General features: G+C 62.1%; 18 protein-coding genes. 6 read left to right on the top strand and 12 right to left on the bottom strand.

The genetic code is table 11. The features are described 5' to 3' along the window. Window positions 1-125: 125 nt before the first annotated feature. On the top strand, window positions 126-1,547 hold the full coding sequence (gene hemN, locus ABN482_RS10950) for an oxygen-independent coproporphyrinogen III oxidase (protein ID WP_349504072.1): 1,422 nt from the start codon (window positions 126-128) through the stop codon (window positions 1,545-1,547). Between the two features lie 151 nt (window positions 1,548-1,698). Here the strand turns inward: hemN and ABN482_RS10945 are convergent, their stop codons facing one another. Next, a complete protein-coding gene (locus ABN482_RS10945) occupies window positions 1,699-2,898 on the bottom strand; it encodes an NAD(P)H-dependent flavin oxidoreductase (RefSeq protein WP_143857738.1) in 1,200 nt (399 codons plus the stop codon). Between the two features lie 157 nt (window positions 2,899-3,055). Beyond that, window positions 3,056-5,032, bottom strand: coding sequence for a BCCT family transporter (locus ABN482_RS10940; RefSeq protein ID WP_349504024.1), 1,977 nt, complete (start codon window positions 5,030-5,032; stop codon window positions 3,056-3,058). Window positions 5,033-5,220: 188 nt separating this feature from the next. Between ABN482_RS10940 and ABN482_RS10935 the strand changes: the two genes are divergently transcribed. Next, window positions 5,221-5,385, top strand: coding sequence for a DUF1328 domain-containing protein (locus ABN482_RS10935; protein ID WP_349504023.1), 165 nt, complete (start codon window positions 5,221-5,223; stop codon window positions 5,383-5,385). A 52-nt stretch (window positions 5,386-5,437) separates the two neighbouring features. Here ABN482_RS10935 and phaR read toward each other — a convergent pair whose 3' ends face one another. The 5 genes from phaR to ABN482_RS10910 form a co-directional block, all read right to left on the bottom strand. Further along, a complete protein-coding gene (gene phaR, locus ABN482_RS10930) occupies window positions 5,438-6,001 on the bottom strand; it encodes a polyhydroxyalkanoate synthesis repressor PhaR (RefSeq protein WP_349504022.1) in 564 nt (187 codons plus the stop codon). 17 nt (window positions 6,002-6,018) lie between these two features. Continuing rightward, a complete protein-coding gene (gene phbB, locus ABN482_RS10925; protein WP_349504021.1) occupies window positions 6,019-6,756 on the bottom strand; it encodes an acetoacetyl-CoA reductase in 738 nt (245 codons plus the stop codon). 94 nt (window positions 6,757-6,850) lie between these two features. After that, on the bottom strand, window positions 6,851-8,440 hold the full coding sequence (gene phaC, locus ABN482_RS10920; RefSeq protein WP_349504071.1) for a class I poly(R)-hydroxyalkanoic acid synthase: 1,590 nt from the start codon (window positions 8,438-8,440) through the stop codon (window positions 6,851-6,853). Window positions 8,441-8,576: 136 nt separating this feature from the next. Then, complete coding sequence (pgeF, locus tag ABN482_RS10915; RefSeq protein WP_349504020.1) at window positions 8,577-9,386, bottom strand: peptidoglycan editing factor PgeF; 810 nt, start codon at window positions 9,384-9,386, stop codon at window positions 8,577-8,579. A gap of 48 nt (window positions 9,387-9,434) precedes the next feature. Beyond that, the gene (locus ABN482_RS10910) at window positions 9,435-10,421 is read right to left on the bottom strand and encodes an RluA family pseudouridine synthase (RefSeq protein WP_349504019.1); all 987 of its coding nucleotides are present in this window, start codon (window positions 10,419-10,421) and stop codon (window positions 9,435-9,437) included. A 109-nt stretch (window positions 10,422-10,530) separates the two neighbouring features. Here ABN482_RS10910 and ABN482_RS10905 point away from each other — a divergent pair, with 109 nt between their 5' ends. Next, complete coding sequence (locus tag ABN482_RS10905; protein WP_502877281.1) at window positions 10,531-11,322, top strand: outer membrane protein assembly factor BamD; 792 nt, start codon at window positions 10,531-10,533, stop codon at window positions 11,320-11,322. Between the two features lie 79 nt (window positions 11,323-11,401). Here the strand turns inward: ABN482_RS10905 and yoaA are convergent, their stop codons facing one another. Then, window positions 11,402-13,378: a DNA repair helicase YoaA gene (yoaA, locus tag ABN482_RS10900; RefSeq protein WP_349504018.1), complete on the bottom strand. Its 1,977-nt coding sequence runs from the start codon at window positions 13,376-13,378 to the stop codon at window positions 11,402-11,404. 99 nt (window positions 13,379-13,477) lie between these two features. Here yoaA and ABN482_RS10895 point away from each other — a divergent pair, with 99 nt between their 5' ends. After that, the gene (locus tag ABN482_RS10895) at window positions 13,478-15,880 is read left to right on the top strand and encodes a Tex family protein (protein ID WP_349504017.1); all 2,403 of its coding nucleotides are present in this window, start codon (window positions 13,478-13,480) and stop codon (window positions 15,878-15,880) included. Between the two features lie 8 nt (window positions 15,881-15,888). Next, window positions 15,889-16,527 (top strand): glutaredoxin 2, encoded by a 639-nt coding sequence (gene grxB, locus ABN482_RS10890; protein WP_349504016.1) that lies wholly within the window; start codon window positions 15,889-15,891, stop codon window positions 16,525-16,527. Here grxB and ABN482_RS10885 read toward each other — a convergent pair. The 3 genes from ABN482_RS10885 to ABN482_RS10875 form a co-directional block, all read right to left on the bottom strand. Then, complete coding sequence (locus tag ABN482_RS10885; RefSeq protein WP_349504015.1) at window positions 16,521-16,712, bottom strand: YgaP family membrane protein; 192 nt, start codon at window positions 16,710-16,712, stop codon at window positions 16,521-16,523. The two genes, grxB and ABN482_RS10885, sit on opposite strands and share 7 nt — an antisense overlap. After that, complete coding sequence (locus tag ABN482_RS10880) at window positions 16,709-17,242, bottom strand: rhodanese family protein (protein ID WP_349504014.1); 534 nt, start codon at window positions 17,240-17,242, stop codon at window positions 16,709-16,711. The genes ABN482_RS10885 and ABN482_RS10880 overlap by 4 nt, the downstream gene beginning before the upstream one ends. A 120-nt stretch (window positions 17,243-17,362) precedes the next feature. Further along, on the bottom strand, window positions 17,363-18,724 hold the full coding sequence (locus ABN482_RS10875; protein WP_349504013.1) for a tryptophan--tRNA ligase: 1,362 nt from the start codon (window positions 18,722-18,724) through the stop codon (window positions 17,363-17,365). Window positions 18,725-18,779: 55 nt separating this feature from the next. Between ABN482_RS10875 and ABN482_RS10870 the strand changes: the two genes are divergently transcribed. Continuing rightward, window positions 18,780-19,160, top strand: a complete 381-nt coding sequence (locus ABN482_RS10870) for a DUF423 domain-containing protein (RefSeq protein ID WP_349504012.1) — start codon at window positions 18,780-18,782, stop codon at window positions 19,158-19,160. Here the strand turns inward: ABN482_RS10870 and zapE are convergent. Continuing rightward, window positions 19,130-20,224 carry a cell division protein ZapE gene (zapE, locus tag ABN482_RS10865; RefSeq protein WP_349504011.1) on the bottom strand — a complete coding sequence of 365 codons (1,095 nt, stop codon included), beginning with the start codon at window positions 20,222-20,224 and terminating at the stop codon, window positions 19,130-19,132. The two genes, ABN482_RS10870 and zapE, sit on opposite strands and share 31 nt — an antisense overlap. Window positions 20,225-20,302: the final 78 nt, after the last annotated feature.

The raw sequence follows: 20,302 nt of genomic DNA, 5'->3' as shown, positions 1-20,302 counted from the left end.
CGGGCCTCGGCAGCGAACCGCCGCCGGCCCCCCAATCGGTGGAAACCCTTGGTGCCGGCGGGTCATCGTCCGCCACTTTGAGGCAAATCAAAGCGATGGGCATACGCCCATCGCACAATCTGTCCATGCACACCAACACGCCCACGACTTCGTCTATCATCCGTCCGGTTTTCTCTGACGCGCTCAGGGCAAAACTGGATACCAGCGGGCCACGTTATACCTCGTACCCCACAGCAGACCGTTTCAATGAAAGATTCGGACCGCTGCAATATTCGCAGGCACTCCAGCATCGGGTCATCGGTACCGACATCGGCAAGCGAGCACCCTTCTCGGTCTATCTGCACATTCCGTTCTGTGAGTCGTTGTGCTACTACTGCGCCTGTAACAAGATCATCACCAAGCACCATGAGCGGGCCATGCCCTACCTCGATGCACTCGAGACCGAACTCGACATGCATGTGCAGGCGCTTGGACGAGGCCAGCCGGTATCCCAGATCCACTTCGGCGGCGGCACACCGACTTTCCTGAGCGATGCCGAACTCGAACGGCTGATGGCCAGCCTGCGCCATGCCTTCAGCATCACCTCGGATGCCGAGATCTCCATCGAGGTCGATCCCCGCACGGCCAACCGCGAACGCCTCGCCAGCCTGCAGGCCATGGGGTTCAATCGCCTCAGCTTCGGCGTTCAGGATTTCGACGAAACCGTCCAGAAGGCTGTCCACCGCATCCAGAGCTACGAATCGGTACGCGACCTGATGGAAGGGGCCCGCGAACTGGGCTACACGTCCATCAATATGGACCTGATCTACGGCCTGCCCTTCCAGACCGCAGAGTCCTTTGCCACCACGCTGGAACGCGTGCGTGCACTGCGTCCCGACCGGATCGCCCTGTACGCCTATGCGCACCTGCCAACCCGCTTCAAGCCCCAGCGCCGCATCAGCGAAGACGACCTGCCGTCGGCACCGACCCGACTGACGCTGCTGCAGAGCGCCATCAATGACTTTCTCGACGAAGGCTATGTCTACATCGGCATGGATCACTTCGCCCTGCCCGATGACACTCTGGCCAAGGCGCGCCAAGCAGGCCGGCTGCAGCGCAACTTCCAGGGCTACAGCACACACCCCGACTGCGACATCATCGCACTCGGCGTCTCGGCCATCGGCCGCATCGGCCCGACCTACAGCCAGAACGTCAAGACGCTCGACGAATACTATGCCCGTATTTCGCAGCGCCAGTTCGCCATCGAACGCGGCCTCAAGCTGACGCGCGACGACCTGATCCGACGCGCCGTCATCATGGAACTGATGTGCCAGGGCCGCCTCGATTACGAGCTCACCAGTTGCCACCTGGGCATCAATCCCCAGTACTACTTCGCCACCGAGCTGTCGGAACTCGATGCCTTCGAAGAGCACGGCCTGCTGGAACGCACGCCCCAGGGCATCCAGGTGACGCCCACAGGCTGGTTCTTCATCCGGGCCATCGCCATGACCTTCGATTACCATATCCGCGCCAGCGGACGACTGGCGAGCTTTTCGCGGATTGTCTGATCTGCAGTTCCAGCGTTGCCTGCCAAGGCGGCGCTTTTGCCCTGGGACTGGGGCCCGACGACAAAAAATGCCTGCTTCCTTCCGGAAGCAGGCATTTTTATAGTGGATCCAGCACACGCCCTGCAGCCTCAGGGCGTTTCATATCGAGTGCTCAGGCCAGCGCAGCGACCGGCTTTTCGAAGAAGGAGATTTTCTGTTCCTGGGCCGGGCGGTTGCCGGTCAGCAGATAATCGATCAATTCGCGCACCGTGCGGATCTGGTCGCCGAACGGCAGCTTGCCCGCCCCCCGGAAGAACAGGCCACGATCGACCTCGCCGCGCAGTGCTGCGGCCAGCTTGAGGTCAATGCAGAACTGGCCGATCTTTTCGATACCATCACGCAGGCCGCAGTGCGTCAGGCAGTCCATGCGCTGCGAGCAACGGCGCGGATCGGACTTGGCATTGGCCTGCAGCGTGCTTTCGCTGCGCAGGTAGCGGTTGAGCCAGGGTGTGCCCACGGCGCGCGCCGGCAGACCAGCCACGCTGACGAACTCGCGCAGATCGCCCTGTTCGGCACCGATCAACACCTTCTTGAAATTGACGTGCGCGTCGCTCTCTTCGGTCACGGCAAAGGCAGTACCCAGTTGCACCGCATCGGCACCATTGTTGAGCCAGTGCTTGACCTTGTCGTGCGAATCGATACCGCCGGCCACGATCAGGCGCGGCGCATCTCGGCCCAGACCCAGTTCGCGGAACAGGTCGTGGCAGCCTTGCAGCACGCGGGCAAAATCGAAGCGGTCATTGCGCAATTCTTCGATCTTGGCTGCACCCAGGTGGCCCGCAGCGAAGCCGGGATGCTCGATGACCATGGCGGCCGCATTGCGACCCTTCTTCATCCAGCGCTTGAGCACGATGCCGACACCGCGCACCTCGGACAGGATGGGAATCAGGTTGACCTTGGGATAATCCTCGGTCATCTCGGGCAGATCGGTCGGCAGACCGGCACCCATGACGATGGCATCGGCACCGCTTTCGCACGCCTGGCGCACCAATTCGACGTGATCACGCACTGCCTTCATGACGTTGACCGCAATCATGCCGCGCCCCTTGGCCTGCGTCTGGGCAGCCTTGATCTCGCGATCCAGTGCCACGCGATTGACCTGGTTGATCAGCTCGCGGTCCTTGCACTTCTCGGTCTGTTCGAGCAGGTCAGGATGATGGTGGCGCAGATCGACGCTGGCAATCGTGCCGACCGCATTCTCGCTGGCGACAGCGCCGGCCAGCCGGTGGGCCGATACGCCTACGCCCATGCCGCCCTGTACCACCGGCAGCAACTCACGTCCAGCCAGCACCAAAGGTTTAAACCAAGTCATTCCTGATACCCTGTAGATAATGTCACGCGAGACTAGGGCAAATTGGCTGCCCTGTCGTTGCGTGAGATCAAGTTATACCGCATATTTTTGACAGAACGACCGAAAAGCCCCGCAGCCAGCCGGGTCAACCCGGCAACGGCGCTGCGAAGCAGGTGTGTCAGCGGACCAGATGCAGGAAATGCAGGTGCTTTTCATATTGGTCGAGAATGTCGCTGATGATGGCGTCGCGGCTCCATCCCATGATGTCGTAATTCTGCCCACCTTCCTGGAGGTGAACCTCGGCACGGAAGTATTTGCGGTCTTCGCGCTCATCTTCCGTATCGCGGAAGGCGAACGCAGGCTGTACATAAGCGCGAGGCCGGACTTCGTAGACAAAATCGACTTCATCGCCATGCAGGACTTCCATCCTGATTCGTCCATTGTCGTCCTGCACGACCTTGACGTCAACATTCCTGTCGCGCAGCTCCGCAGCCACCGCTTCGCAGGCCGGCTGCACCACGTCGGTCACGAAACGGGTGACGTGGGTCCGCCGAGGAAACATCATCATGGTTCGCAGTCGCTGCTGCCAGTTGTCGCTGGAACCACCGGTGCGCGGCGCGAGGTGAGTACGATAGTAGGTACCCCGCTTGGTGATATCCAGGCTGAGCGCCTTGAGCAACCCCCATACCGACGCCAGCAGGATGACCGAGAACGGCAGCGCACTGGCAATGGTAGCTGTCTGCAACGCCTGCAGACCATCTGCCAGCAGCAGCACGATTGCCACCAGGCCGGCCGCCACTGACCAGAAGATGCGCTGCCAGATTGGCGTATGTTCCTTGCCGCCCGAAGCCAGCATATCAACCACCAGCGCGCCCGAATCTGCCGAGGTCACAAAGAAAATCACCACCATGACGATGGCCAGGCCGGACAGGAACGAAGAGAACGGGAACTGCTCCAGAAAGGCAAACAGCGCCAGCGAATTGTCGTTCTGCACGGTATCGGCCAGGCTGGTCAGGCCGTCCTGCAAGTACATGCTGATCGCGCTTTCGCCGAACACCGTCATCCACAGGAACGTGAAACCGGCCGGCAGGAAGATCACTCCGGCGATGAATTCGCGAATGGTTCGGCCGCGCGACACACGGGCGATGAACATGCCCACGAACGGTGACCAGGACAGCCACCAGCCCCAGTAGAACAGGGTCCAGCCCCCCAGCCACTCGGTCGGCTCATAGGCATACAGATTGAAGGTCTTGCTGACGATGCCCGACAGGTAGGTGCCGGTCGCCTGCACATAGGCCTTGATCAGGAATACGGTCGGCCCCAGGAACAGGATCAGCAGCATGAGTGCAACCGCCAGGATCATGTTCAGCTCGGACAGGCGGCGGATACCCTTATCCAGTCCGCTGGCAGCAGACAGGGTGGCCAGCGTGGTCGTGACCACGATCAGGATGACCTGCTCGGGCACCCCGACCGGGATGCCGAACAGGTAGTTCAGGCCGCTGTTGATCTGCAGCACGCCAAAGCCCAGAGAAGTCGCCACGCCGAACACCGTACCGATGATGGCGAAGATATCGACGGCATTGCCGATGGGACCGTAGATCCGCTCGCCGATCAGCGGATAGAGCGCCGACCGCAGGGTCAGCGGCAAGCCATGCCTGAACGCGAAGAAGGCCAGGATCAGCGCCACCATGGCATAGATCGCCCAGGCATGCAGGCCCCAGTGGAAAAAGGTGATCTGCATGGCCTCGCGCGCAGCCGCTGCCGTGGAGGCATCGCCCACGGGGGGCTGCAGGGTGTGCATCAGCGGCTCGGCCACGCCGAAGAACATCAGCCCGATGCCCATACCGGCGCAGAACAGCATCGCAAACCAGGTGACATTGCTGTAGTCGGGCTGGCTGTGATCGGGCCCGAGCTTGATGTTGCCATAGCGGCTCACCATGCAGAATATGGCAGCCATCAGGATCAGTGCCACGGCCAGGATATAGAACCAGCTGGCATTGATGACGATCCAGTCCTGCACCTGCGCGAACAGTTGTTGCGACTCTTGCTTGAAGGCCAGCGTCAGCGCCAGGATCACCATGATGATGCCGGCCGAGCCGAAGAAAACAGGTGGATTAATCACAACTTTCGGTCTGCGGGCGGAATCATTGGCCATGCACGTTATCCTTGAAAATCAACAAGATAAAACAATGCTACTACAGAGGCCCACCTAAAATCACCCACAAAATATTACATACGGAATAATCTTTTCCTGCATCCCCTCGTATCATGGCCCCCAAAGCCACTGTTCATGTGACATTGCCCTTCCGTCACAAAATGATACGGCCGCAGGGGATTTTGACAATGCTTAAATATTCGATCGTATTTTTCATCATCGCCGTCGTCGCCGGCGCACTCGGATACAGCGGTATCGAGGTCGGTGCCATCGCACTGGCCAGGATCCTGTTTTTCATTTTCATGATCCTGGCGATCCTCTCGCTGATCGGCAGCCGCTTCAGCAAGGAGTAGGCATGGCATCGGTGCCGCACGGCACCCTGCCATCCACTACACGCTTCACCCTCTACTGCTTGCCATCGGGGCCGCGCCCGCCGGGAAAACCAAAGCCTGTAAACATACTGCGGGTCTGATCCTGCATCTGCCCCTGCATCTGCACGAACATGTTCTTGCTCTGCTCGACGTAGTTGTTCATCATGTTCTGCATCATCGGTGTCTGCAGGTTCATGAACTGGGCCCAGGCCTCGGGACCGAACTGCGGGCCATAGAGCCCCTTGGTCTGCTCGGCCATGCGATTCTGGATATCGATGAAGGCCTGCATGTTCTTTTCGAGATACGACCCCATGATGCCCTGCATGGCATTGCCATAGAAGCGGATGATCTGGGCCAGCATCTCCGACGAGAACATCGGCATGCCACCGCTTTCTTCCTCGAGAATGATCTGCAGCAGGATGCTGCGTGTCAGATCCTCGCCGCTCTTGGCGTCGACCACCTGGAACACCTCGTGCTGCAGCACCAGTTGCTTGACATCGGCAACCGTAATGTAGGAACTGGTCTGCGTATCGTACAACCGGCGGTTGGGGTATTTCTTGATCAGGCGCTGCGGCGCGCCGGTCTTGGCTTGCGTCATATCGATTTCCTACAAATTCAACCCATGTGCAGTCCGCCGTTGAGCGAGAAATCCGCTCCCGTTGCGAACCCGGCATCGTCGGAAGCCAGCCATGCCACCATCGACGCGATCTCTTCGGGAGAACCGAGGCGGCGCACGGGAATGGTGGCGACGATCTTGTCGAGCACATCGGTACGAATGGCCCGAACCATATCCGTACCAATATAACCCGGAGAAATGGTGTTGACCGTCACCCCCTTGCTGGCGACCTCCTGAGCCAATGCCATGGTGAAGCCATGAATGCCGGCCTTGGCAGTCGAATAGTTGGTCTGGCCAAACTGCCCCTTCTGACCATTGACCGAACTGATATTGATGATGCGCCCCCACTGGCGCTCGACCATGCCGTCGATCACCTGCTTGGTCACGTTGAACAGGCTGTTGAGATTGGTATCGATCACGGCACGCCAGTCATCCAGCGACATCTTGCGAAACAGGCCATCGCGGGTAATGCCGGCATTGTTGACCAGCACATCGACGGGACCATGCTCGGCACGGATGCGTTCGAACGCAACAACCGTGGACTCCCAGTCAGATACATTGCCAACCGATGCGATAAAGGAAAACCCCTGCTCGGTCTGGTCGGCCAGCCATTGTTCGTGATCACGACTTGGGCCGCAACCTGCAATCACACGATAACCATCGCGAGCCAGCCGTTGGCAGATCGCCGTACCGATACCACCCATGCCACCCGTTACGTACGCCAGTTTTTCACTCATCTCTCTCTCCTTTGGGAAAGCAGGATCGCCGGAGCGGACCCTGCGTTTCCGGTCTTGCACATCATAATTGTGCTGTTTCTATAAGCTCTATAAATCAGACTGCACGTACCTTGACGTAGCGGCCGGGTGCCGGCTCGATCGGCGGATAGGCGGTACTGCCCAGTCGCTTCCTGGCCGCCACCTGCTTGCCCGCATAGCCCGACAGCCAGTTCATCCAGTCCGGCCACCAACTGCCGGGATGCTCTGCAGCCCTAGCAAACCAGTCGTCGGCCTGCTGCGGCAGAGCGCCCGGCGCAGCCATGCCCTCTTCGGCCCAGTAGCTTCGCTTGTTGCTGGCGGCAGGATTGATGACCCCGGCGATGTGCCCGGACGCCCCCAGCACGAAGCGGATCGGCCCCTGCAGGATGCCGGTATTGAGGTAGGCCGTCTTCCAGGGCACGATGTGATCCTCGCGCGAACCGAAGACATAGGCCGGCATGTCGAGCAGGCGCAGGTCCTGGGGTTGTCCGCCCACGGACAGCCGGCCCGGCTGGCAAAGATTGTTTTCCAGGTAGGTATTGCGGAAATACCAGGTAAAGAAAGGCCCAGGCAGATTGGTACTGTCGCTGTTCCAGTAAAGCAGGTCGAAAGCCTTGGGCGACTCGCCCTTCAGGTAATTGCCGACCACATAGTTCCAGACCAGCTCGTTGGGGCGCAGGAACGAAAAGGTCGTCGCCAATTCCTGTGCCGACAGCAGGCCGCCCTGCCCGATGGTCTGCTCGCGCAGACGGGTGTGGGTTTCATCGACGAACACATCGAGTATGCCCGTGTCGCTGAAATCCAGCATGGTTGTCAGCAGCGTGATCGATTCGGCCAGGTCCTGACCCCGTGCCTTGGCCAGCGCCAGCGCCGACGCCAGCAACGTGCCACCCACGCAGAACCCCAGGATATTGATCCTGGGCTGCGCCGTGATGTCGGACACGACACGAATCGCCTCCAGCACGCCCTGTTCGATATAGTCATCCCAGGTAGCTGCCAGCAGATCCTGATCCTCGGGCAGCGGATTGCGCCAGGACACCAGGAACAGGCGATGCCCCTGCTCGACGGCATGGCGCACCAGCGAATTGTGCTGCTGCAAATCAAGGATGTAGTACTTGTTGATGCAGGGCGGCACGAACAGCAACGGTCGCTCGTAGACCTTGTCCGTTTGCGGCGCGTACTGGATCAACTGGAAAAAGCGGTTTTCATAGACGATCTGGCCCGGCGTGGTGGCCACATTGCCGCCCACCTCGAACTGGCTCTCGTCGGTCTGGGAAATACGGCGACGACCGACATCCTGCAGGAAGTTGCTCAGGCCAGCCTGCAGGCTGGCGCCCTTGCTGTCGATCATGCTCTGCAAGGCATCGGGATTGAGTGCCAGGAAATTGGACGGTGCCAGCGCATCGGTCCATTGCATGAGGGCAAAGTGCAGGCGCTGGCGCGTGGAATCACCCAGGTCGGCCGCATCGGCCATGCGCTTGAGCGTGCGCGTCGACAGCAGATAAAGATGGGCCAGCAGCAGATGAGGCTGGCTTTGCTGCCACGCCTCGGCCGCAAAGCGTCGGTCCTTGAGTGCCGGGAGCGCCCCCTGTCGGGCCGCATCCATCAATCCGCTCCATTCCTGCAGAAACTCGTCCTGAATGGCCTGCAGCAATGCAGGATCCATGGAAGGGGGGGAATACGTATCCTGCTTGCCTTGCGCTGCCTTCACTCTCGCACCTCGCTTTGTAGCATCCAGAAATATTCACTCACTATATATCAATTCTTGATCGAAATCATCTTGCATCAGCAAACCCATGCTGTCAACCTGGAAAAGCCTCGTCCAGCCAGGCCAGCGTGGCGATTCGACCCGTCACATTGGCACGCCGATAGGAAAAGAAACGGCGATCCGTGGCAGTACAGAAACCACACCATTCGACCTCCTGCACACCGGCGCGCTGCAGCCGCTGTACTGCCAGTGCAGGCAGGTCCATCCACCATTTGCCAGGCTTCCAGCCCACCGGCAGGAAGCAGGAAGCCGCCTCGGGAGCCCTGGCCAGAAAGCCGGCATGCACATCTTCCCCTACCTCGTAGGCCTGCGGCCCGATCGCCGGACCGATCCAGGCGCGCCAACCCGGTGCGTCAGGCGTGCTGCCCTGCGCCTCGGACAATCGGGCCTGCATCTGTGTCAGCGTGCGTTCCAGCACGCCATCAAGCAATCCACGCCAGCCGGCATGGGCCACGCCCAGCACGCGCGCCGAAGCATCCGTGAGCACGACCGGCAGGCAATCGGCCGTCATGATGGCCAGGACCCGGCCTGGCTGCATGGTGACGGCGGCATCGGCTTCGATCGAGCGGTTTTCTGCCGTCGACAAGCCGGCGAGATCTGCATCATGGACCGTCACGCCATGCACCTGGCGCAACCAGACTGGCACGCTGGGCAAGGCTGCGCGCAGGTGCTCCCGGTTGCGGCGCACGATCAGTGGATCGTCGCCGACATGATCACCGAGATTGAACGTATCGTAGGGAGCCTTGCCGAAGCCACCCTCGCGGGTCGTCGCCAGACTGTGCACGCCTGCCCATTGCGGGCCGGACACACACGGCAAGCCCGCCCACTCATCCAAAGTCCGCATGCCTGCCCCCTTTTTGTGTCGATCCGACTGGGCCTGTGAGGCTATCGCCTACCCATCCTGCCAGTCTACCTGATCCAGCACCGTCCGCATATCCTGCGGCAAGGCTGCCTCGAAGGTCAATGCTCCCTCCTGTCCGGGTGCATCGAAACGCAGGGCGCGGGCATGCAGCATCTGCCGCTCTGCTACGCCCAGCAACCGGCCACCATAGAGCACGTCGGCCACCAGCGGATGCGACAGACTGGCCAGATGCACACGAATCTGGTGCGTGCGCCCCGTCTCCAGGCGACAGACCACCTCGGTGACCGGCTGACCATCCAGCCGCCCCAGGCGCTGTGGCGCATAATGAGTAATGGCTTCCTTGGGGGCCACCGGCCGCGTCACACTCATGCGCACCGGCACCTTGGGATCTCGACCAATGGGCTGACTGACGACGCCCGGACGACGCAGCCAGCCGTGGACCAGCGCCACATATTCGCGGCCCACGCTGCGCGCCTGAAGCTGTCGCACCAGCAAGGTCTGCGCCTGCTCATGACGTGCCACCACCATCAGGCCGGATGTGTCCTTGTCCAGCCGATGCACGATACCGGCCCGTGCCACCCTGGCAAGTTCGGGGTAACGATGCAACAGGCCATTGAGCAGCGTGCCGCTCCAGTTGCCGGCACCGGGATGCGTGACCAGCCCGGCGGGTTTGTCGACCACGATCCAGTCCGGCGCATCGGCAATCACGGCAAACTCGATGGGCTCGGGCATGAAAGCCAGATCTTCGGGGGCAGGCTGGGCCTGCACCGTGATCTCGTCGCCCGGCCCGGCGCTCTGGCGCACCTTGGCAGGCCGGCCATTCAGCAGCACATGACCGGCCTCGATCCAGCCCTGCAGGCGGCTGCGCGAATGTGACGGCAAAAGGCGGGCCAGTACCTTGTCGAGCCGGTCCACGTCACTGTCGTCAGGCACTGTCAGCAGCAGCACGCTATCCTCTGCCGACTCGTCGACGCTTTCATCCGGATGCGCCCCGGAATGTTTTATTGAATCATCCATCGCTACACGCCCTATAATTGCCCGCAATGCTAACACCAAGGGTGCTTTCGTGATTCGTGTTCCTGCCATCCTCTCCCCTGCTGCACAACCGCACCGCCTGCTTCTGGCGATGCTGCTCGCGCTGGCCATGCTGCTGGTCGCCGGCTGCGGCGGCACCGGTAACAAGGAGCCTGACCCCACAGCGGGCTGGAGTGCCGACAGGCTCTACCGCGATGCCAAGGAAGAAATTGCCGCCGGCAACTGGGCCCAGGCACGTACCCGCCTGCAAAGCATCGAGAGCCGCTACCCGTTCAGTGTCTATGCACAGCAGGCCCTGATCGATACCGCTTACGTCAACTGGAAAGACAACGAACCCGAGCAGGCGATGGTCACCATCGACCGCTTTCAGCAGCTCTACCCCAACCATCCCGGTACCGACTACATGCTGTATCTCAAGGGGCTGGTCAACTTCACGCCCAACAGTGCCTTTCTGAGCAGCGTGACCGGGCAGGACCCGAGTGAGCGCGACCCCAAGGGCCTGCGCCAGTCGTACGAAGCATTCAACGAACTGATCGAGCGTTTTCCCAACAGCCGCTACACCCCTGATGCCAAGCTGCGCGTGGCATGGCTGGTCAACACCATCGCCATGAACGAAGTGCACGTCGCCCGCTACTATTACGAGCGCGATGCCTATGTGGCTGCAATCAACCGGGCCCAGGCCGTGATTACCGATTTCGAAGGCGTGCCGGCCTCCGAGGAAGCGCTGGATATTCTCTACAACGCCTACGACAAGCTGGGCATGACCGATCTGCGTGACGACATCCTGCGTGTACAACAGGCCAACTTCCCCAACCGTTCGTTTGCCAACGAGCAGAGTGGCGGCAAGGACCGATCGTGGTGGAACCCGCTCAACTGGTTCTGAGCGACGCGTCAACCAAGCGCAGATAAATTTGTAGTGGATACGGGCCGGGCGAACAGATTCGCCCGGCCCGTTTTACATATCAGTCAGTACTGGGCTTATCCACTTCTGCCATGCGGTCCGTGTAGAAATCCAGCGCAACCTGCAGATCGCGAGTCCGCGCAAACGGTGGCAGGCCACGCCACAGGCGACGGCCATAGGGTTTGTCCACCAGCCGCACATCCCCCACCATCAGAACACCCCAGTCACGCTCGGTGCGAATCAGCCGGCCAGCCCCCTGCTTGAGGGCAATGGCCGCCTCGGGAAGCTGGAATTCCGCGAATGGATTGCCGCCGCGTTCGCGGCAGGACCGCAGACGCGCCTCGATGACAGGATCATCGGGCGGGGCAAACGGCAGCTTGTCGATGGCCAGCAGCCGCAGGGCATCACCCGGCACGTCCACGCCCTCCCAGAAACTGGCGCTGCCGACCAGCACGGCATGCGCCTCGGTGCGAAAACGCTCCAGCAACAGATGGCGACTGGTCTGCCCCTGGCGCAGCAGCGGCCAGTCCCAGCCACGTGCCTCGAAATGGCGTACGAGGCTGTCGGCAAAGATATCCACGGCGCGCAGCGTGGTGCACAACACCAGCGCACCGCCCTGACAGGCATCCAGCAATGGCATCAGGGTATCGATGAAGCGTTCGTTGAAAGCCGGACTGCTGGGCAATGGCATATCCGAAGGCACGAACAGCAGCCCCTGCGAGGCATAGTCGAACGGCGACTCCCATTTGGCAACCTGTGGCTCCCACAGGCCCAACTGGCGGGTAAAGTGGGTAAAGTTGCCCTGTACCGACAGGGTGGCCGACACCATGACCCAGGCCTGCTCCTTGCGCCGGCAACGGGAAAAAGCCTCGGCCACCGACAACGGTGCACTGTGCAGGCGCATGCCCTGGTGCGTCATCTCGACCCAGCGCACACAGCCCTGAGGATCCTCCGGTTTAAGCCACTGGCCAAGCTTGCCCAGCAGCGTCTGCGCGACCTTGGCCTGGGCGGCCAGGTCGGGGTGCTTTTCCTCGATCTTCTTGAGCCGGTCCGCTGCCTCGCCCACGCGTTCGATCAGCACATCCAGCGCGGCATGGAAACCGTCGGCATCGGGCAGCGCCTCGGCCGTGGCCTTGCGCCCGGGCATCTGCTCGATGGCGGCCGCGCTCAGGCGCCACTCGCGTACGGCATGTTCGAGCTGGCGACCGGCCTCGCTCCAATTGAGCGCCTCGCGCGCCTGTGCCAGGCCGACGGCCGCCATATCGCGGGCCAGATCCAGCAATTGGTGCGTGGATACGCTTTCCCCGAGAAAGCGGGTCGCCGTATCCGGCAACTGGTGCGCCTCATCGAACACCACGGTATCGGCCTGCGGCAACAGATCGACGATACCTTCTTCGCGCAATGCCAGATCTGCCATGAACAGCGCATGATTGACGACCAGCACCTCGGCTTCCTGAGCCTGCTTGCGCGCCTTCATCACGAAGCACTCGCGCACATGCGGACAGTCCTGCCCCAGACAATTCTCGCGGGTGGAGCTGACGCGGTTCCAGATATCGGCGTTCTCGGGTACGGCCGACAACTCGACCTTGTCCCCCGTCTGGCTCTGTTTGGCAAACAGCTGGATCTTGCGCAACTGTGCTGCTTCGGTACGCGAACGAAAGCCGCGATCATCCTCCTCGAGCCGCTCGAGATGATAATGACAGACATAGTTGGAACGGCCCTTGAGCAAGGCCACAGCTACCGGCACCGACAGCGCCTTGCGCACCTTGGGCAGATCGCGCTTGAACAACTGGTCCTGCAAGGTGCGGGTACCCGTCGAGATAATGGTCTTGCCGCCCGACAGGATGGCCGGGACCAGATAAGCCCAGGTCTTGCCTGTACCTGTGCCGGCTTCAGCCACCAGCGTACCGCGCGTGCGGATGGCCTCGGCAATGGCCTGCGCCATCTCCAGCTGGGCCGGGCGCAGGCGATAGCCGGGTGCCCCCTGGGCGAACGGGCCGTCTTCCGCAAAAATCGAAGCGAGATCATCCTTGAACATGGGTTCGCATGATACTGCCTGTCACGCATCGTGCGTACCGACTTGTGGCAAAATCATCCGCTTTGCCATCTTCCAGACCCAAGAGAGTCCGCCGTTCCCATGACCGATTCCATCGCTGCACAGCCGACCGACGTGGCCACCTATACGCCGGAGCCGCAAGCCACCGTTGCCGCCCGCATCGTCGCCCAGCTCGCCTCCGAACTGAATGCCCGTCCAGCGCAGCTCAATGCCGCCATCACACTGATGGACGAAGGTGCCACGGTACCGTTCATTGCCCGCTATCGCAAGGAAGCCACGGGCGGCCTGGACGATACCGTCCTGCGCAATCTGGAGACCCGACTCGGCTACCTGCGCGAACTGGAAGGCCGGCGCGGTGCCATCCTCGAGTCCATTGCCCAGCAAGGCAAGCTCACCCCGGCCCTGAAGAAAGACGTGACCGAGGCCGACACCAAGCAGCGCCTGGAGGATCTCTATGCCCCCTTCAAGCCCAAGCGCCGCACGCGTGCCCAGATTGCCCGTGAAGCCGGCCTTGAACCGCTGGCCGATGCCATCCTGGCTGACACGCAGGCTGACCCTGCCGTACTGGCCGCAGGCTACCTCAACGCCGAGGCCGGCGTGGCGGATGCCAAGGCGGCGCTCGACGGTGCCCGCGACATCCTCGCCGAACGCTTCGCCGAGCACGCCGACCTGCTGTCGCACATGCGCGATCACCTCTGGCAGACCGGCTTCCTGTACTCCAAGGTTGCAGAAGGCAAGCAAGCCGAAGGCGAGAACTTCCGCGACTGGTTCGATTTCAGTGAACCCCTGCGCAACCTGCCCTCGCACCGTGTCCTGGCGCTGCTGCGCGGCCGCCAGCAGGGGGTGCTCGAATTGCGCCTGGGGCTGGATGTCGAACGCGAGGCCGAAGTACCGCACCCCTGCGTGAGCCGGGTCGCCGAATTCCTCAAGCTCGGACCCCGTCTGTTCGAACTCGATGCCACGCCGCGCGCACGCTGGCTGGCCGAGGTCTGCCGCTGGACCTGGCGCGTCAAGCTGTCACCCGCATTCGAGACCGAAATGGTCACGCGCCTGCGCGAGAGTGCGGAAACCGAAGCCATCCGGGTGTTCGCCGCCAACCTCAAGGATCTGCTGCTGGCCGCACCGGCCGGCCCCAAGTCGGTACTGGGCCTGGATCCCGGCATCCGCACCGGCGTCAAGGTCGCTGCCATCGACAAGACCGGCAAACTGGTCGAGACGGCCACGGTCTATCCTTTCGAGCCGCGTCGCGACCGCGAAGGCGCAATGGCCACGCTGGCTGCCATCGCCCACCGCCACAAGATCGAACTGGTGGCCATCGGCAACGGCACGGCCTCGCGCGAAACCGAGAAACTGGTGGCCGATCTGTGCGATCGCCTGCCCGAACTCAAACTGACCCGGGTCGTCGTCTCCGAAGCGGGTGCTTCGGTCTATTCCGCCTCGGAAACCGCTGCCAACGAATTTCCCGATCTGGATGTCAGCCTGCGCGGAGCCGTGTCCATCGCCCGTCGTCTGCAGGATCCCCTGGCCGAACTGGTCAAGATCGAACCCAAGGCCATTGGTGTCGGCCAGTATCAGCACGACGTCAATCAGCGCGAAATGGCGCGCTCGCTCGACGCGGTGGTCGAGGACTGCGTCAACGCCGTGGGCGTGGATGTGAACACGGCCTCTGCCGCCCTGCTGGCTCGTGTCTCGGGCCTCAACAGCCTGCTGGCACGCAACATGGTGGCCTACCGCGATAGCCACGGAGCCTTTCCCAACCGCAAGGCACTCAAGGAAGTACCGCGCTTCGGCGACAAGGCTTTCGAGCAGGCGGCCGGCTTCCTGCGCATCCCCGGCGGCGACAATCCGCTGGACGCTTCCGCCGTGCACCCTGAAGCCTATCCTGTGGTCAAACGCATCCTGACGAAGATCCAGGCCGATGTGAAACAGGTCCTGGGCAATCGTGAGGCACTCAAGGGCGTATCGCCGGCCGAGTTCACCGACGAGCGCTTCGGCCTGCCGACCGTGCGCGACATCCTGAGCGAACTCGAGAAGCCGGGCCGCGACCCGCGTCCCGAGTTCAAGACTGCCCAGTTCAAGGAAGGCATCGAAACGCTCAACGATCTGCTGCCGGGCATGGTGCTCGAGGGTGTGGTCACCAACGTGGCCAACTTCGGGGCCTTCGTGGACATCGGCGTACACCAGGACGGTCTGGTGCACATCTCGGCCCTGTCGGAAAAATTCGTCGAGGATCCGCGCGACGTAGTCCGTGTCGGCCAGACCGTACAGGTCAAGGTGCTGGAGGTGGACGTGCCGCGCAAGCGCATTGCACTCACCATGCGGCTCAAGGACGACGTACTGCCGGCACGACGCAGTGGCGACCAGCCCGCCCCCCGCAACAACGGTGGCCGCAACCAGGGTCGCCAGGGTGGCGGTCGTCAGCAGGAAGCGGCCGCCCCATCCAACAACGCCATGGCCGCCGCCTTCGCCAAGCTCAAGCGCTGAGATCTGCCATGAAACTCTACATCTACGAACACTGCCCATTCTGCACGCGCGCCCGGATGATCTTCGGGCTGAAAAAACTGCCGGTCGAACTCGCCATCATCATGGAAGGCGACACCGACACCCCCACCCGGCTGGTCGGCCGCAAGGTCGTTCCCATCCTGCAGAAAGAAGACGGCAGCCACATGGCTGAAAGCCTGGATATCGTGCAATATGTCGAGAGCCTCGGTGCCCCCGTACTGACAGCAAAACCCGACGCAGCACTCGATGCCTGGGGCCAGGCTGTCTGGAAACCGGCGCTCGGCCTCATCATCCCGCGCTTCACCCAAGGCGACTTTGCAGAACTGGCCACGCCCGAGGCCCGCGAAGCCTATCGCCTGCGTGAGCAAAAGGCTTTCGGCGACCTCGATGCCCTGCTGCAGCGCACCCCTGAGCTCCTCGCGCAGATCAACCCGCTGATGGCACAACTGGCCACGCTGCTCGACGGACGCAGCGAGGAAATCGGCCTGTCCGACATCCTGCTGTGGCCACTGCTGCGCTGCCTCAGCATTGTCGGCGGGCTGGAATTCCCCGCGCCGGTCCTGGCCTATGCGCAGCGGCTCGAGCGACAAAGCGGCGTGCCACTGCTTTTCGACCAGCAGATTCACTGACGCTTGCAGGTGGTGCTCCAGCCGAACGGCAGGTACAGCGGGCACCACTTGACCAGACCGGTCGCCAGAGGCACTACACCGATCCAGCCCCAGGCACCGATCTGCCCGCCCAGGGTCAGCCCGATCAGGAGCAGGCCCAGCACGATTCTCAGAAAGCGGTCGACACCGCCGATATTGCTTTTCATGATTTGAACTCCCGCTGCTGAAAGGAACGATTCCACGGCATGCGCAGCAGCAAACGCGCCATCCCGCAGAACCCGGTGATACCGGCGAACATCAAGCCAGCCCCCACCAGGCCGGGCAAGACAAAAAACCAGGGAGACAGCAGGCTGCCCAGCAGTGTGCCGGCCAGCGCCAGGCTGCCGGCCACGATCTGCACCTGGCGCATCAGCTCCAGCGGCTGCGAGGGATCGCGCTCAACCGGCAATCCCTGCCGTTTCCACGCATCCAGCCCGCCTTCGATCCAATAGGCCTGGCAGGTGACCTGCTCGGCAAGCTGCTCCGCCGCCCGCTGCGTGCGAAGGCCCGAGCGGCAATGAAAGATAACCTCGCTGCCAGCGGGCAGTGCCGACAGGCAGAGCTGCGCCAGCGGCATGTTGACGGATTGAGGAATGCGCTCGCGCGCGTACTCGTCCACATCACGAATGTCGACCAGCACAGCACCCTGCCGCAGGAGAAAATCGGCGCGGCCGGGATCGATCGGTTCGATGGGCATGTCACACCTGCCTGGGTTAATTAATTATTTAATTCTAATTTAGAATTTACTAATTAACAAGCTGGTATCGTACCCATTGTCGATGGCTGGCCGCATGCCATGCGGCCAGCCAGGCAGGAATCAGTCCTGCTGCGCCAGTGCTTCCAGTGCCTGTTGCACGCGCAACTGTGCAGGCTCCAGATCCGTGGCAGCCGTAAAGCCAAGCACATTGCCATCCAGCAACAACTGTCCACCGCCCTCCGGCACCGTCGCCCAGGCAAGGTCTTTTTGCCGTTCCACCAGGTTGCGGCTGGCGGCACCCGCAGCGCGGGGTTCGTCGAACGGCACGGAATGCAGCAACTGGCTGCCATCGGCATCCAGCAGCCGGAACCTGAACTTGCCGTCTTCGTCACGATAGCTGACGAAACGCGCCGCCTTGCCGCCCTTGCCCTTGGCCCTGGCGGCCTGCGTGCCGGCCTGCGACACCGTTGCCAGCCGGCGCAGGCCGACGGCCTCGCGCAGCGTCTGCATGAATGGCGTGGCGATGCGGCGTGCCTTGGCGGCACCGGCCTGCAAAATATCCTCGATGCGCTCGGGCGCGGCAATCAGGCTCTCGTAGCGTTCACGCATCGGGGCCAGCGTCTGCTCCAGACGTTCGAACAGCGCCTGCTTGGCATCGCCCCAGCCCAGGCCGGTTTCCAGTTCACGGCGAAAGGCCGTGCTCTCGGCCTCGGTGGCAAATGCCTTGTAGAGCATGAACAGGTGCGAGTTTTCGGCATCCTTGGGCTCGCCCGGCTGACGCGAATCGGTCACGATGCGCATGATGGCGGCACGCGTCGCTTGCGCCCCCCCCTCGAAAAGCGGAATCGTGTTGTTGTAGCTCTTGGACATCTTGCGCCCATCGAGCCCCGGCAAGGTCGCCACATCCTCGGCAATCGCCACCTCGGGCAGCACGAAGAAATCCTGGCCTGCGCCATAGAGATGATTGAAGCGCTGGGCGATATCGCGTGCCATCTCGATATGCTGGATCTGATCACGCCCAACCGGCACGCGATGCGCGTTGAACATCAGGATATCCGCCGCCATCAGCACAGGGTAGGAATACAGCCCCATGGTGACACCATCGTCCGGCTCGACGCCCTGTGCCTGATTCTGGTCCACCGATGCCTTGTAGGCATGGGCGCGATTCATCAATCCCTTGGCCGTGACGCAGGTCAGGAACCATGACAGCTCCGGGATCTCGGGAATGTCAGACTGGCGGTAGAATGTGACCCGTTCCGGATCCAGCCCTGCGGCCAGCCAGGTCGCCGCGATCTCCAGCCGCGAACGCGCGACCCGGGCAGGGTCGCCGCACTTGATCAGGGCATGGTAGTCGGCCATGAAATAGAAGGCGTCCACATCGGGCTGCCGGCTGCTCAGGATCGCAGGCCAGATCGCCCCCGCGAAATTGCCCAGGTGGGGTGTGCCGGAAGTGGTAATGCCAGTCAGTACACGGGTATTCATGAATCAACCAGAAAGGACAGGAAAAAGTCCTGACAGTTTACATTGGAGTCGTACCATGAACGAACGCCAGCTTGTCATCTTCGGCGCACTCAACCTGTTTCTGGCCGTCGCGGCCGGGGCCTTCGGTGCCCATGCCCTGGCCCCCGGTTTCACGGAGCGGGAACTGGAGGTCTGGAAGACGGCCGTGCAATACCAGCAGGTGCATGCACTGGGCCTGTTCGCGATTGCCTGGCTGGCGGCCCAGTACGATGCCCGCGCCCTGTGCCGCGCAGGCACCATGCTGTCGGTCGGCATCGTGCTGTTCTCGGGCAGCCTGTACCTGCTGTCACTGACCGGCATCCGCTGGCTCGGCATGATCACGCCCATCGGCGGCGTGGCCTTCCTGGCAGGCTGGCTGATGGCGGCCTACAGCGTCGCGGTGGCGCGCCGTTCCTGATCCAGGTATTCCTGCGACTGCATTTCGAGCACGCGCGACACGGTACGATGGAACTCGTTGGCCATCGGCCCTTCGGTATAGACCTGCTCGATTTCACACTCGGCCGACATGATGAGCTTGACCTTGTGGTCATAGAACACATCGATCAGCCAGGTGAAGCGCCGCGCCTCCGAGGCCTGCCGCGCCGTCATGCGCGGCACGTCCGACAGGATCACCGTCTCGAATCGGCTGGCCAGTTCCAGGTAGTCATTCTGCGAACGCGGGCCGCCACACAATGTCGCGAAATCGAACCATACGATATTGGCCGCCATGTGCACAGGGCGAATATCGCGGTTCTCGATATGCAGGACAGGATCGGCGGCTTCCGGCCCTTCGGCCAGCCGCGCAAAGGTCTGTTCCAGCGCCTGGCGCGAAGCCTCGTCGAGCGGGCTGTGGTATAGCTTGACCTGCTCCAGCGCGCGCCGCCGGTAATCTACCCCGGTATCCACGTTGAGGATATCGAGTTTTTCCTTGATCAGCGCAATCGCGGGCAGGATGCGGTCACGGTGCAGCCCATCCGGGTAGAGCGTGGACGGCTCGTAGTTGGAGGTCATCACGAACGACACACCATGCCTGAACAGGCCATCCAGCAGCTTGTGCAGGATCATGGCGTCGGCCACGTCCGACACATGAAACTCGTCGAAACAGATCAGGCGGTACTTCGCGGCGATGCGCCGGGCCACTTCGTCGAGCGGATCCGTCTTGCCCTTGACCTCTTCGAGCTGGCGATGCACGCCACGCATGAACTCATGGAAGTGCAGGCGGGTCTTGCGCCGCAACGGCACGGCTTCGTAAAAGGCATCCATCAGGAAGCTCTTGCCCCGCCCGACGCCCCCCCACATGTAGACGCCTCGCGGCACTTCCGGGCGGCTGAACAGCCGCTTGAGCGAACTGGAGCGGGCGGCCTTGAAGGCAACCCACTCGTCGTAATAGCGCTGCAGGCGCTCGATCGCCGTGCGCTGCGCTGCATCCGGCTGATAGCCGTGCTCGGCCAGCGCCTTCTCGTAGTACTGGATGACACTCATACGTCTGCCTTGATCCGCCTGTTCCGGTGCCGCTGCTGCAGGCTGCTCCTGCCGCAGGGTTAAACCATCTATTGTAGC

Origin of the sequence: Corticimicrobacter sp. (assembly GCF_040137905.1) — a bacterium.
GTDB lineage: Bacteria > Pseudomonadota > Gammaproteobacteria > Burkholderiales > Burkholderiaceae_B > Corticimicrobacter.
Note: the sequence above shows the minus strand (reverse complement) of the source record. Positions and strands in the feature narration are given on the sequence as shown.

Excerpts from the sequence above, each read along its gene's own strand:
- hemN (WP_349504072.1), top strand. The coding sequence starts at position 126 with ATGCACACCAACACGCCCACGACTTCGTCTATCATCCGTCCGGTTTTC.
- ABN482_RS10945 (WP_143857738.1), bottom strand. The coding sequence starts at position 2,898 with ATGACTTGGTTTAAACCTTTGGTGCTGGCTGGACGTGAGTTGCTGCCG.
- ABN482_RS10940 (WP_349504024.1), bottom strand. The coding sequence starts at position 5,032 with ATGGCCAATGATTCCGCCCGCAGACCGAAAGTTGTGATTAATCCACCT.
- ABN482_RS10935 (WP_349504023.1), top strand. The coding sequence starts at position 5,221 with ATGCTTAAATATTCGATCGTATTTTTCATCATCGCCGTCGTCGCCGGC.
- phaR (WP_349504022.1), bottom strand. The coding sequence starts at position 6,001 with ATGACGCAAGCCAAGACCGGCGCGCCGCAGCGCCTGATCAAGAAATAC.
- phbB (WP_349504021.1), bottom strand. The coding sequence starts at position 6,756 with ATGAGTGAAAAACTGGCGTACGTAACGGGTGGCATGGGTGGTATCGGT.
- phaC (WP_349504071.1), bottom strand. The coding sequence starts at position 8,440 with ATGGATCCTGCATTGCTGCAGGCCATTCAGGACGAGTTTCTGCAGGAA.
- pgeF (WP_349504020.1), bottom strand. The coding sequence starts at position 9,386 with ATGCGGACTTTGGATGAGTGGGCGGGCTTGCCGTGTGTGTCCGGCCCG.
- ABN482_RS10910 (WP_349504019.1), bottom strand. The coding sequence starts at position 10,421 with ATGGATGATTCAATAAAACATTCCGGGGCGCATCCGGATGAAAGCGTC.
- ABN482_RS10905 (WP_502877281.1), top strand. The coding sequence starts at position 10,531 with ATGCTGCTCGCGCTGGCCATGCTGCTGGTCGCCGGCTGCGGCGGCACC.
- yoaA (WP_349504018.1), bottom strand. The coding sequence starts at position 13,378 with ATGTTCAAGGATGATCTCGCTTCGATTTTTGCGGAAGACGGCCCGTTC.
- ABN482_RS10895 (WP_349504017.1), top strand. The coding sequence starts at position 13,478 with ATGACCGATTCCATCGCTGCACAGCCGACCGACGTGGCCACCTATACG.
- grxB (WP_349504016.1), top strand. The coding sequence starts at position 15,889 with ATGAAACTCTACATCTACGAACACTGCCCATTCTGCACGCGCGCCCGG.
- ABN482_RS10885 (WP_349504015.1), bottom strand. The coding sequence starts at position 16,712 with ATGAAAAGCAATATCGGCGGTGTCGACCGCTTTCTGAGAATCGTGCTG.
- ABN482_RS10880 (WP_349504014.1), bottom strand. The coding sequence starts at position 17,242 with ATGCCCATCGAACCGATCGATCCCGGCCGCGCCGATTTTCTCCTGCGG.
- ABN482_RS10875 (WP_349504013.1), bottom strand. The coding sequence starts at position 18,724 with ATGAATACCCGTGTACTGACTGGCATTACCACTTCCGGCACACCCCAC.
- ABN482_RS10870 (WP_349504012.1), top strand. The coding sequence starts at position 18,780 with ATGAACGAACGCCAGCTTGTCATCTTCGGCGCACTCAACCTGTTTCTG.
- zapE (WP_349504011.1), bottom strand. The coding sequence starts at position 20,224 with ATGAGTGTCATCCAGTACTACGAGAAGGCGCTGGCCGAGCACGGCTAT.